Below are 12,261 nucleotides of genomic sequence, written 5' to 3'. Positions count from 1 at the left end.
CTATTGTATTCGATGTAACGCAAGCTGAGTTAAGTTAATCAAAGCCTGACGATATGGTGTATCGGGTAGGTTTGATAAAGCTTGCAGTGCTGCTTCTGTTTCTTCTTGGGCACGCTGGTGACAATAATCTAAAGCACCAGACTTCTGTACAATTTCTATAACTTGAGATAATTGGTCCACTCCACCAGTTGCGATACTGCGACGAATAATCGCATGCTCATCACCTGTTGAGTGTGCTAATGCAGAAATTAACGGTAAAGTTGGCTTACCTTCCATTAAATCATCACCAATATTTTTACCTAATGTTTCAGCATCTGAAGTGTAGTCTAAAATATCATCAATAATTTGGAATGCATTACCAAAATGACCGGCAAATAATCTCAAAGGTTCACGATACGCTTCTTGTCCTGCCAAAATAGCAGCGCCTTCTGTAGCCAGTTCAAACAGACGAGAAGTTTTACCGTGAATAATTTTTAAATAAGTTTCTTCTGTTGTATCTGGTTGATGTTGCGATTGAAGTTGTAATACTTCACCTTCCGCAATTTCACATGTACCTGTTGAAAAATCTTTCAATAAAGTCATGTTGTTTAAATCGACCAGTAAATCGAAAGCACGTGCAATGAGGAAGTCACCGACTAATACGGCTGTCTGATTGTTCCATGTCGCATTTGCTGTAGGTCGACCACGACGAAGCCCAGATTCATCTACCACATCATCATGGACTAATGTCGCGGTATGCAACATTTCAATGATTGCAGCCAGACGCTGTGCGTTTGCCATGTTATCTAGGCCACATGCGCGAGCAGCGAGTAAACACATGATTGGGCGCATACGTTTTCCGCCAGCTTCAACAACATGTTTGCTGACAGACATGACTAAACCGACTTTTGAGCTAATTCCTTCATTAATCAAGTGATCCATCGCAGCAAAGTCTGAGGCAACAGGCGCAAGAATGTCTTGCTTGAAATCGATGACCATATGAAGAAAAACCCCGTATTGGTAGATAAGTCGCGTTAGTGTATCAAGTAAAGATGTGTTGCACAGGTGAACAAGTGGCTGATATTAATCATTTCTATTGTCTTTATGCGTTCTTTGTTCTTTATTTAAGCAAAACATGATGTTTCCGGCAAAACAATAAATTTAATGACATCAGCATTAATACAACTTGTTCTTGTCGCAATTTGTGTCTGGAACTGTATTTTAATTTTCATTCAGAATCAATGAAAACTGCTAAATTCCAATCTAAGCTGCTTGTTGATTTTGTAAAAATAGGGCAATAGGCTTTACTGATAAACAGAAAATACTTGTCGTTTGATCAAATTTCACTTAAAATCTGTCGCCTTATATAACCCCAGTGGCGAACGTTTTAAGATCGATAATCCCTTATCGGCACGACGACACGGGCTAATTGGAGTACATTATGTACGCAGTAATCCAAAGCGGTGGTAAACAGCACCGTGTAGTTGAGGGTGAAACCCTTAAAGTTGAATTATTGAAAGCTGAATCTGGCGCGACTATTACATTTGATGATGTATTAATGGTTGTAAACGGTGACAGCATTCAAATCGGTGCTCCAGTTGTAGCTGGCGCTAAAGTAACTGCAGAAGTGGTTGGTCATGGTCGTCACGACAAAATCCGCATTATCAAAATGCGTCGTCGTAAACATTACCGTAAACAACAAGGTCACCGTCAATGGTTCACTGAGTTGAAAATTACTGGTATTTCAGGCTAATCACGAGGAGTAAGAGACATGGCAACTAAAAAAGCCGGTGGATCGACGAAGAACGGTCGTGATTCAAATCCAAAAATGTTAGGTGTTAAAATTTACGGCGGTCAAGCTGTAACTGCTGGTAACATCATCGTTCGTCAACGTGGTACAGAGTTCCACGCTGGTGCAAATGTTGGTATGGGCCGTGACCATACTTTATTTGCTACTGCTGACGGCGTAGTAAAATTCGAAGTGAAAGGTCAATTTGGCCGTCGCTACGTAAAAGTTGAAACTGTTTAAGTTTTAGCTTCAAAAAAAGCCCACATTTTGTGGGCTTTTTTTATGGAATCTAATCTGATTTATCTTCATCATGATGAATGAAATTCTACAAACAACATGAATAACATAACAAAATATCTTATTTTCTCAATGATTAGCACAGAGTTTGTCGGTTAATATGAGTCTTGAATTAAGAGCTTGCTAATTTTTCATAACTTTGAAAGATAGCAAGTTGTCTTACAGCAACTAAAAAGGTGATGACATGAATATGCTTCGTAAAACTATGTGTGCTATTACACTCAGCGCGTCAGTGCTTGCTCCTGTAATGAGTACTACAGTGTTTGCTGCGCCTGTAGCAGCACCGGAGCAACAGGCAATTGGGAACCTGGTTAATCAGTTATCAGGATTACAGCGTTTGACTGCCGATTTTGAACAAACAACTAAAGCCAATACAAAAACTGTGGCACAGAAAAAGAGTTTAAGTGCACAGCATATGAACCAGACATTTAAAGGCTCAATGAAAGTTGAACGCCCTGGGAAATTTTATTGGGAAACGGTGAGTCCGTCTAAACAAACGATTGTAACGAGCGGAAAAACAGTTTGGATTTACGACCCCGATTTACAACAAGCTGTACGCCAAAGCTTAGATGATCAGGTTGCAGATACACCAGCGTTATTACTTTCTGGTAATACCAATCAAATCATGAAGTCTTATCGTGTAACACAGCCAGATAAATCTAAATTATATTTCACGTTATTTCCTAAAAAAGAAGATGGTGCTTTCCAAAGTTTAACGATTAGTTTTGGAGCAAATAAAGCGCCTACGCTTATGGTGTTACAAGACTCACTAGGTCAAACCACCTATGTTCGTTTCAAAAACGTGAAAGTAAATGCTTCAATTCCAGCATCTGTCTTTAACTTTACGCCACCAAAAGGCACAGATGTTATTGACCAATAATTAATCCTTCTCAAAAAAGCTACCTTTCACGGTAGCTTTTTTATATTAGAGAGATAGATACATTTTTTAACCCCGTCTTATTCTTACGCTTTGTATAGTGATAGAGGTAAATTCATGGGGATTATTATGCGACTTTACGATAAAAAAATTATTTGTATTCTTCCATTAATGGCTGCAATGGCAATTGTGAGTGGTTGCCAACCAAAGTCGGCAGCTAAAGAGGAGCAGGCCGCTTCAAGTGCCAAGGTTAAAGAGACAAAAGAGGTTGGCGTGCCTGTAATTCAGGCAAAAGTAATCCCAGTAAAATTGCCGAAATCAAAAGTTTGTTTAGAAGATGGTTGTACTGAGTATGACTTTCAGACAGTACAAACCAATCAGAAGTGGATTAATGATTACTTTACTAATCGAATAAAGAAAGCAGATCCGAATGCTTTTGCAAATTTAGTTGATCAGCCAGTCGATGTACCTGAAGGTGAGTCTCGTTCAAGTCAAAGTGCAATTTATGTCCGCTATTTGGGGCAAAATTATAACCTTGCAACTTTTGCATTCCAGACCTATTCATATTCTGCTGGTGCAGCACATGGCATGTCACATCAAGAATTTGTGACTTTTGATTTATTAAATAAAAAGCACATTACTATTGCCGAACTTATTCAGCCAGATGTTGAAAAACAGTTAGTTGATGCACTTTTTGATGCGAATACAAATTGGCTTCAAGAGCACAATATCAGCCGTGAAAAACTGCAATTAAGTGATAATTTCTACTATGGCGCAAATGGGATTGTTTTTGTCTATCCGATCTATGAATTAGCTTCTTATGCAGAAGGGATGACTGAATTAACATTGCCATATTCTGAGGCAGCTAAGTTCATTAAACCTGAGTATTTGCCAAGTGTGCCAAACTATAACTTGTAAAATAGGTGATCTATTCTAACAATTGTGTGAAAGCTATTCGTTATGAAGATGATCACTATATTTTTTAGTGTGAAGGCCTTACACTATAGCCAGTTTTTTACCCATATTATGATTGATTATGATCGACCCTAAGTTACTCAGAAATAATATTGAAGCCGTTAATGCGGCTTTGGCAAAACGTGGTGTTCAATTAGATGTTCAAGAATGGGCTTCTTTAGAAACTCGCCGTAAAGACTTGCAATCAAAAACTGAAAAATTGCAGGCAGAACGTAATGCCGGTGCAAAACAAGTGGGTCAGATTAAAAAATCCGGTGGCGATGCTTCTGAAATCATGGCGCGTATGCAAGCCATTGGTGATGAAATCAAAGCTGCTGAAGTTGCTTTGTCAGAGCTACAAAACGAGATTGAGCAAAAAGCACTTAGCATCCCTAACTTACCAGATGAATCTGTTCCTGCTGGTAAAAATGAAGATGATAACGTTGAAATCTCAAAATGGGGCACGCCTCGTCAGTTTGATTTTGAAATCAAAGATCATACTGATTTAGGTGAGTGGATGGGCGGTTTAGAGTTCGAAACAGCTACTAAATTGACTGGTTCACGTTTTAGCGTATTGAAAGGTTCTTTAGCGCGCTTACAACGTGCGTTAACGCAGTTCATGCTTGATACCCATACGTTAAAAAATGGTTATACAGAAGCTTATGTGCCTTATTTGGTAAATGCTGATTCACTGCGTGGTACGGGTCAGTTACCAAAATTTGAAGAAGATTTATTTAAACTTCAAGGCGAAAAAGAATATTACCTCATCCCTACAGCAGAAGTTCCTGTTACTAACTTCGTTCGTGATGAGATTATTGATACCGAACGCTTGCCATTAAAATATGCTGCACATACGCCTTGTTTCCGTAGTGAAGCGGGTTCTTATGGCCGTGATACGCGTGGTTTAATTCGTCAGCACCAGTTTGACAAGGTTGAAATGGTGCAAATCGTTAAACCTGAAACCTCTATGCAAGCACTTGAAGAGCTCACTGCACATGCTGAGGGCATTTTACAGGCACTTGGTTTGCCATACCGCAAAATTTTGCTCTGTGGTGGTGATATGGGCTTCGGTGCGACTAAAACTTACGACCTAGAAGTTTGGGTTCCAAGCCAAAATACTTACCGTGAAATCTCAAGCTGCTCTAATATGGGTGATTTTCAAGCACGCCGTATGAAAGCACGCTACAGAATGGATCAAAAGAAGACCGAATTGGTGCATACTTTAAATGGTTCTGGTCTTGCGGTTGGACGTACTTTGCTTGCTGTAATGGAAAATTACCAACGTGAAGACGGTTCTATCGAGGTTCCAGAAGTATTACGCCCATATATGGGTGGTTTAACATTTATTGATTAAGCTTTGCATCTAAATTGTGCACGGTTTTTGCTTAAACATAATCAGATGATTAATGTAGAGGTTTAAGGTGGATATTTTTCCAATCTCTTTAAAGTTGCAAGAGCAACGTTGTCTGATTGTGGGTGGTGGGCATATTGCGTTGCGCAAAGCAAACTTATTAGCGAAAGCGGGAGCAGTAATTGATATTATTGCTCCTGCGATTGAAGAGCAGCTTTTACAGTTAGTCAAAACGACAGATGGACAGTATTTTGCCGAGTCCTTTGTCGAAAAAATATTAAATACGCCTTATCGCTTAGTGATTGCTGCGACTAATGATGCGCAAGTGAATAAAGCCGTTTTTGAACAGTGTGAAGCGCGTAATTTGCTGGTTAATAGTGTAGATGATATTCCACACTGCCGTTTTATGGTTCCAGCCATTATTGACCGTTCTCCGTTGATTATTTCTGTCGCCTCAAATGGTGCATCGCCAGTCTTATCTAGACAACTTCGTACTCAAATAGAAACGATTGTTCCACATGGTATGGGGAAACTCGCTGAGTTTTCAGGTCAATGGCGTAAGCAGGTAAAAGAAAAGATTACCAATCCAGATGAGCGCCGAATCTTTTGGGAAAACTTATATGCTAGTCCATTAAAAGAACAAGTTTTTAATGACAATCTGGACGTTGCAAATGATTTAATTCAGCAAGCCTTAACAGAATGGATCGCACCTAAAGGTGAGGTTTACTTGGTAGGTGCTGGGCCGGGTGACCCTGAACTACTGACATTAAAAGCATTACGTCTTATGCAGCAAGCAGATGTTGTGATTTATGATCGTTTGGTGTCTGAACCCATCTTAGAGCTTTGTCGCCGTGATGCGACTAAGATTTATGTCGGTAAAGCCCGTTCAAATCACTCGGTTCCACAAGACGGTATTAATGCTCTACTGGTTGAATATGCTCAACAGGGAAAACGTGTTTGTCGTTTGAAGGGTGGTGATCCATTTATCTTTGGCCGTGGTGGCGAAGAGATTCAAGAGCTGGTTGAAGCAAATGTCACTTTCCAAGTAGTACCGGGCATAACAGCAGCATCAGGCTGTTCCGCTTATGCGGGTATTCCGCTAACACATCGTGACTATGCACAAAGTGTCCGTTTCTTAACTGGGCATTTAAAGGAAGGTTCACCTGAACTCCCTTGGAGTGAACTGGTTTATGAAAATCAAACTTTAGTTTTATATATGGGATTGGTTGGATTAGAGCGCATTTGTGAGCAACTTATTGCTCATGGTCAACGTGCTGATATGCCAGTGGCTTTAATCTCTAAAGGAACCACACCAGAACAGAAAGTTATCGTTGGAACATTAGCTGATATTGCAACTAAAGTGTCTGAACATCATATCGTAGCGCCGACTTTAACCATTATTGGTGAAGTAGTGAGTTTACGTGAACAGTTAAAATGGCAATAAGTTCATCTGAATTTATTGTTTGTTATTAAAGTCGAGAAAATTTGTGATTCATGTTGTCCTATACGAGCCTGAAATTCCTGCCAATACAGGCAATATCATTCGTTTATGTGCTAATACGGGCGCACAGTTGCATTTAGTCAAACCCTTAGGTTTCGAGCTAGATGATAAAAAGCTCAAGCGTGCAGGATTGGACTATCATGAATGGGCGCGTATGCAGATTTGGGACAATATTGAACTATGTCTTGCAGACTTAAAAGCTAAAGGTGTTGAGCATGTTTTTCCACTCACTACTAAAGGTTCTGCAACCCCGCATACAGTTGATTTAAATCGACCTGTGGCTTTATTGATGGGGCCGGAAACGCGTGGTTTGCCCGAGCATGTTCGCTTAATGTTTCCGCAAGAACAATGGATTCGATTGCCGATGGCTGAAAATTCAAGAAGTTTAAATTTGTCTAATGCCACAGCCGTCATTGTTTATGAAGCATGGCGTCAGCAAGGTTTCAAAAACTTAGGATAAATAACTAAGTTTTAAATAAAAATAAGGCCACAAGTGGCCTTATTTGTTTTTGGATTTCTTATTTAGGGAAAACCACACCACTTGCTAAATCATAGTTAGTCGGTGAGTTGGTATAGACTGATCCAAGTCGAACAGCAAAGAACCATCCTAATTTACCTTGATCTTGAATACGGTTTTCAACTAGATATGGCTCATCTAATTCAGATGCTGCATCTTCAATAAATACTTTATATTCAATAGGTCCTGTATTTTCACTGTCACGTTCAAATAGATAACCATCAACATTAAAGAAGCCAAGATTGTTATTCGCATCAATAAGTCTATAACCTTCTGCAGCTTGCTCTTTAAGAAGTTTTTCAAGTTTTATTGCATCATCTTTGTTAAAAGGAATATGTTGCGGAACTTCAAAATAACGATAAGCATAAGTACCGTTATGCGTACTACTATTTACACATGTTGGTACATAGAATGTACCATTTGTTGTACCGTTATTGGTAAATGTCGAGTTTGCGTAGAGTAATTTGCACCCTTGAGCACCCAATTCATTGAAAGCATTTAAGATGCTAGTCCGAGAAGTATTTGTTAAGAATCGGTTGGAGTAGGCGTAGGTTGCTGGTTTTTTATCATTTTTTACAAATAAATATTTGTTTGTGTTTGATGCCACTTCTCCAAATGAAAGTTTATATATATAGCCTAAGCTACCTTGTTTGTTTAACTCATTGACCCATAGTAAATAACGATTTGCCACTGATGTCGTTTTAACATCAACCGTTTTATAGGTATATGTGTCAGTGGATTTGTTGTTTTTTACATAAAGATTTTTATACAGCGCAAAGCTACCGTCAGGATTATCTAAACTAACTGATGGAGTAAGAAGGGCATAGCCTTGGCGTCCTTGGTCATTAAGTTGATTTAATACATCTGCCCAAGATTCTTTATTATCTCCTAATCTATAACTCGCTGTTGCCAATACTTGTGTTGGCTTTTGCATACTTGCTGGTGGAGTCGTTTTTGTAAAGCATGTATTTATGAGGTCAAAATTTGCTTGCTGTAGATAATTATGTATTGCATTTGGCTGATCTGTAGGTACTAAACAGAATTGATTTGCGTTTTTAAAGCCCAGAATGGCTGGTTGTTTCTGAGTTAGTTTTCCTGCTACTACAAGTTGCCAATCTACTTTGTTATAACTTGAAGTTTGTACAGTTTGCGGTGCTCCAATATTTGAAACCAGACTAAAATCTTCAGCTTGGCGGTAGCTTGCAACGATGTTACCTGTACAGTTCGCTTCATTCTCATAACGTACAGTTTCACTCGTAAATCGAACACTATTATCAGAAACTTTAATCACGTTCATTTTTAGAGCGGAGCCATTAATACAAGCTCCTTTACCTGCTAACCAACTTCCAACGAAGCGATCTGCTACAGTTGTTGGTGTTGGTGTTGGTGTTGGTGTTGGTGTTGGTGTTGGTGTTGGTGTTGGTGTTGGTGTTGGTGTTGGTGTTGGTGTTGGTGTTGGTGTTGGTGTTGGTGTTGGTGTTGGTGTTGGTGTTGGTGTTGGTGTTGGTGTTGGTGTTGGTGTTGGTGTTGGTGTTGGTGTTGGTGTCGGTGTCGGTGTCGAATCATTATCGTCAGACCCACACCCACTTAATGCTATAAAAATCAAAGCAATGCTGCTTCCTTTTACTATGTTATTCATCACACAAGCCCTTTTTTTATAAAAATGTGAAAATTTAACATTTTTAAAATAGATCAATTATAATGCAGTTGTAAAGATCAAATTTGAAAAAAAGGTTCAACATGGCAGCTTATAATCAAATTGAAATATTCCAACAAAGCCAGAAATGGTTTGATCAGTTGCCATTTGAATGGAAAAAATGGCTTGAAGAAAATTTAGAAAAAGGATGTTCGATCGAGCAATTAGTCGATGTTTTAAAAGAAAATGGATTTGGGTTAACTTTTCAAACAAGTGAGCCGAATTTCCTAAGCTTATCTGACCAAGATCAGGAATGGATCATCGAACAAATTTTGAATGGGGTAACATCTGCGGAAATAGTGAAAAGATTGGTAGAGCAGGGGCTTCATCGGCAACAAGTAGAAGAATATTTAGGTAATTTAGAAAATAATCAGTTATATAAAATTCTTAAGAAAAAGCACCACCAATTTAAGAAACGTGAGTGGTTAATAGAAACTTTAGACCAACTGGCCCAGCTAGATTCTAATTACTGTAAAGAAATACCTTCAATCCCTGCGCCAATCTTCTCAGATTTTATTAAAGATTATTACAGTCAGCACCGTCCTGTGATTTTGAAAAAAGGGGTGGAGCACTGGCCTGCTTTACATAAGTGGACACCTGAATATTTTGCAACTCGATTTGGCCAGCATTTAGTTGAAGTTCAAATGAATAGAAATAAAGATAAGCAATTTGAAAGGCATTCTCCTTTGTTAAAGCAGACCATGAAAATGTCGAAGTTTGTATCAAAAGTTATGTCTGTCGAGGCGAGCAACGATTTCTATATGACTGCAAATAATGCGACCAATAGTCATCAAATGCTTCAGGAATTATTTTTAGATATAGGCGATTTTGCAGACGGGTACAGCAACTTGGCTTTAAAAGATGAGCGTAGTTTTTTATGGTTCGGGCCCAAGGGAACCTTTACGCCATTACATCACGATTTAACGAATAATATGTTAGTTCAAATTTATGGGCGCAAAAAAGTAACTTTGATTCCGGCTTTGCAAGTACCTCACCTATATAACGATCATTGGGTGTTTAGCGAGCTGAGTAATACAAATGAAATTGATTTTAAAAAATACCCTTTAGCAAAATCGATTACTCCAGTGGAGTGCATTTTGAATGCAGGGGAAGCTTTGTTTATCCCTATTGGTTGGTGGCATAGTGTAGAAAGTCTGGATGTTTCAATGAGTATTTCTTTTACCAATTTTAATGCGCCAAATCATTTTGTTCATCGGTTTCCAAAGGAGGCCTAAGAATGAAAATTGCATCTTAAACCGTTCAGTGTGACAATTGCTCAGCTCATACTGTTTTTCAAAGATGAAGGAAAATTGATAACCTATGTCGACACTCCAAACGAATAATGCAGAACTTAACCAAAAGCAGGTATTGCAGTTAATGGAATATCTGACGCAATGGTTAATTCGTTCGGGAGTTGGATATAACGACTTTGTTACTGCTTTAAAACCCGTTTTCTATCAGCAGTCTTTAGCTGAGCTAGAACGCATAGATCAAAAAACTACTGATTCGGCAGTTAGTCTACTTTCTGGTTTACATCGTAAGGATGTTAATGCTTTTAAAAAAGCGACACAGGCTGGGCAGCCTTTAACTGAAGCAAAAGTAGCAGAGCCAGTGAGTGTTCCTGCTCGGGTGATTGGTTTATGGCTTGCAGAGGGCTTAGCAGAAAAAATTCCTTTTATTAGTCAAGATCAGATTAGCTTTGAAAGTTTGGTAAAGAAAGTTTCAACCGAAAAACATCCAAGATCTATTTTGAATGAACTTGAGCGTTTAAATATAGTGAAAGAAGAAGATGGTATTGTATCGTTACAGCAGCGAAGTTTTATGCCTGATGTAGAGCAATTCGAGGTTCGAAAATTATTAACGAATAACTTAGAGGCACATTTAGCTGCCGGGGTTCATAATTTATTTCAGCCAGAAAAAGAACCCTATTTAGAACAAGCAATTTTTGCTGATGAACTAACAGATGAATCGATCACTTTACTCAAAGAAGCAAGTTTACGCTTATGGGAAGATCTATCACTACAAGTACTCAAGTTAGCCATTGAACGTTGTGCACTCGATGAAGGAAAAGAGGGTGCAACCAAAACTTTCCGTTTCGGAGCTTATCAATATGACTAAAACAACTTATAAAAAATTAATAATATCCATGAGCTTCATTATGATAGGCAGCCTTTTGACTGCTTGCGGAGAGGATTTATTCGCAGGTGGTGCCAGTTTGGGGGGGTCAGGATATCCAACTAAACCTGGTAAACCGGGTGATTATGAGACCCCGGCCGATGGAAATAAAGGTGACTCAAAAGATAATGAAATTTGGTTACCTGCACCAAGTGAAGATGACTGTAATGGCTTGCATCGTAAATTAGAATTTCTTAATAATGTAACAAGAGAACCAATTGAAAAAGAAACGGTTTTTAAATACGCACAGCAATTAACTTTGAACGGTACTCTTGCTTTACAGATTACTCAAACGAATATGGGCTTAGAAAAAATACAAGAACGACAACCTGCTTGTTATGTACCTTTAGAACTCTATTTACTTGGAAATACCAAACGTTCTTATCCGGAAAATGATTGTAAAGAGACTCAAATATATGAGTATCAATCAGGTGAAACTAAAACTTTTATTGTCAATTATCCCGCATTTGAAGTCATGAATGGTACTTGGAAATATGGTCTGGAAAGTACCTATTTGAAAAATAATCAGGAGTTAAAACAATGCGAACCTTTAACGATTCAATTTAAAATAAGTGCGCCGCCTGATCCGATTAAAATCAATTAAGTTGAGTTACCTTTAAGATAAGAACAAAGCCTAATCGATAAAGTTCAATAAAATTTAAAGAAAGTTTGAGTTAAGCTTGCTCTAGCACTTTTCCATCATAAGTTATTTGGGCTGCTAAAACCTGTTCAATATTGGTTTCGGCCCATTCCTTTAATTGGAACGCCATTGAAGCTACATTTTTCCCTAAAGAAGTAAGTGAGTAATCAACGCGAATTGGGGATGTATTCTGGATTTTACGCTCGATGAAACCATCTCTCTCCAGCATTTTTAATTTCTGAGATAAGACTTTAGGGGAAATGCCTTGAATACTCTTTTTGAGCAAATTGAAGTGCTGAGTTTCTTCTTCAAGAACATTTAAAATCAATAAAACCCATTTATCTGCAATTTTTTCAAAAAATAGACGAGCAGGGCAATGTTGTTGAAAAATATTATATTTTAGAGATTCATTCATACCATTTACCTATAATTTTTTGAAAAATTACACTAGTTACCAATTAGTAACTAATTGACACCTAGTTTCT

Annotated in this window: 13 protein-coding genes; 10 read left to right on the top strand and 3 right to left on the bottom strand. The window is 38.3% G+C overall.

What is annotated here, in order from left to right; translation table 11 throughout:
* Entirely contained in the window at positions 1-978 is a 978-nt protein-coding gene (gene sdsA, locus F936_RS17470; protein ID WP_003655412.1) for an All-trans-nonaprenyl-diphosphate synthase, read from the bottom strand.
* Between the two features lie 442 nt (positions 979-1,420).
* Here sdsA and rplU point away from each other — a divergent pair, with 442 nt between their 5' ends.
* The 7 genes from rplU to F936_RS17435 all read left to right on the top strand — a co-directional run bounded on the left by rplU (position 1,421) and on the right by F936_RS17435 (position 7,208).
* Positions 1,421-1,732, top strand: a complete 312-nt coding sequence (gene rplU, locus F936_RS17465; protein WP_004639133.1) for a 50S ribosomal protein L21 — start codon at positions 1,421-1,423, stop codon at positions 1,730-1,732.
* A gap of 18 nt (positions 1,733-1,750) precedes the next feature.
* A complete protein-coding gene (rpmA, locus tag F936_RS17460; RefSeq protein WP_003655414.1) occupies positions 1,751-2,008 on the top strand; it encodes a 50S ribosomal protein L27 in 258 nt (85 codons plus the stop codon).
* Positions 2,009-2,249: 241 nt separating this feature from the next.
* On the top strand, positions 2,250-2,945 hold the full coding sequence (lolA, locus tag F936_RS17455) for an outer membrane lipoprotein periplasmic chaperone LolA (protein ID WP_003655415.1): 696 nt from the start codon (positions 2,250-2,252) through the stop codon (positions 2,943-2,945).
* A 114-nt stretch (positions 2,946-3,059) separates the two neighbouring features.
* Complete coding sequence (locus tag F936_RS17450) at positions 3,060-3,860, top strand: RsiV family protein (protein WP_005049880.1); 801 nt, start codon at positions 3,060-3,062, stop codon at positions 3,858-3,860.
* Between the two features lie 118 nt (positions 3,861-3,978).
* Positions 3,979-5,250, top strand: coding sequence for a serine--tRNA ligase (gene serS, locus F936_RS17445; protein WP_004639138.1), 1,272 nt, complete (start codon positions 3,979-3,981; stop codon positions 5,248-5,250).
* A gap of 67 nt (positions 5,251-5,317) precedes the next feature.
* Positions 5,318-6,691: a siroheme synthase CysG gene (gene cysG, locus F936_RS17440; protein ID WP_005049878.1), complete on the top strand. Its 1,374-nt coding sequence runs from the start codon at positions 5,318-5,320 to the stop codon at positions 6,689-6,691.
* A gap of 43 nt (positions 6,692-6,734) precedes the next feature.
* Entirely contained in the window at positions 6,735-7,208 is a 474-nt protein-coding gene (locus F936_RS17435; RefSeq protein ID WP_002116042.1) for a tRNA (cytidine(34)-2'-O)-methyltransferase, read from the top strand.
* Between the two features lie 58 nt (positions 7,209-7,266).
* On the opposite strand, the gene F936_RS17430 is transcribed toward F936_RS17435, so the two are convergent.
* Positions 7,267-8,904: a PT dipeptide repeat lipoprotein gene (locus tag F936_RS17430; protein ID WP_005049875.1), complete on the bottom strand. Its 1,638-nt coding sequence runs from the start codon at positions 8,902-8,904 to the stop codon at positions 7,267-7,269.
* 101 nt (positions 8,905-9,005) lie between these two features.
* Here F936_RS17430 and F936_RS17425 point away from each other — a divergent pair, with 101 nt between their 5' ends.
* The 3 genes from F936_RS17425 to F936_RS17415 all read left to right on the top strand — a co-directional run bounded on the left by F936_RS17425 (position 9,006) and on the right by F936_RS17415 (position 11,740).
* Entirely contained in the window at positions 9,006-10,196 is a 1,191-nt protein-coding gene (locus tag F936_RS17425; protein ID WP_005049872.1) for a cupin-like domain-containing protein, read from the top strand.
* Between the two features lie 85 nt (positions 10,197-10,281).
* A complete protein-coding gene (locus F936_RS17420; protein WP_005049869.1) occupies positions 10,282-11,079 on the top strand; it encodes a DUF6502 family protein in 798 nt (265 codons plus the stop codon).
* A 28-nt stretch (positions 11,080-11,107) separates the two neighbouring features.
* The gene (locus F936_RS17415) at positions 11,108-11,740 is read left to right on the top strand and encodes a hypothetical protein (RefSeq protein ID WP_080595491.1); all 633 of its coding nucleotides are present in this window, start codon (positions 11,108-11,110) and stop codon (positions 11,738-11,740) included.
* A 70-nt stretch (positions 11,741-11,810) separates the two neighbouring features.
* Here F936_RS17415 and F936_RS17410 read toward each other — a convergent pair whose 3' ends face one another.
* Positions 11,811-12,191 (bottom strand): winged helix-turn-helix transcriptional regulator, encoded by a 381-nt coding sequence (locus tag F936_RS17410; RefSeq protein ID WP_005049864.1) that lies wholly within the window; start codon positions 12,189-12,191, stop codon positions 11,811-11,813.
* Positions 12,192-12,261: the final 70 nt, after the last annotated feature.

Origin of the sequence: Acinetobacter calcoaceticus DSM 30006 = CIP 81.8, from assembly GCF_000368965.1 — a bacterium.
Taxonomy (GTDB): domain Bacteria; phylum Pseudomonadota; class Gammaproteobacteria; order Pseudomonadales; family Moraxellaceae; genus Acinetobacter; species Acinetobacter calcoaceticus.
The sequence above is the reverse complement of the archived record's forward strand: the minus strand, read 5'-3'. Positions and strand labels throughout refer to the sequence as shown.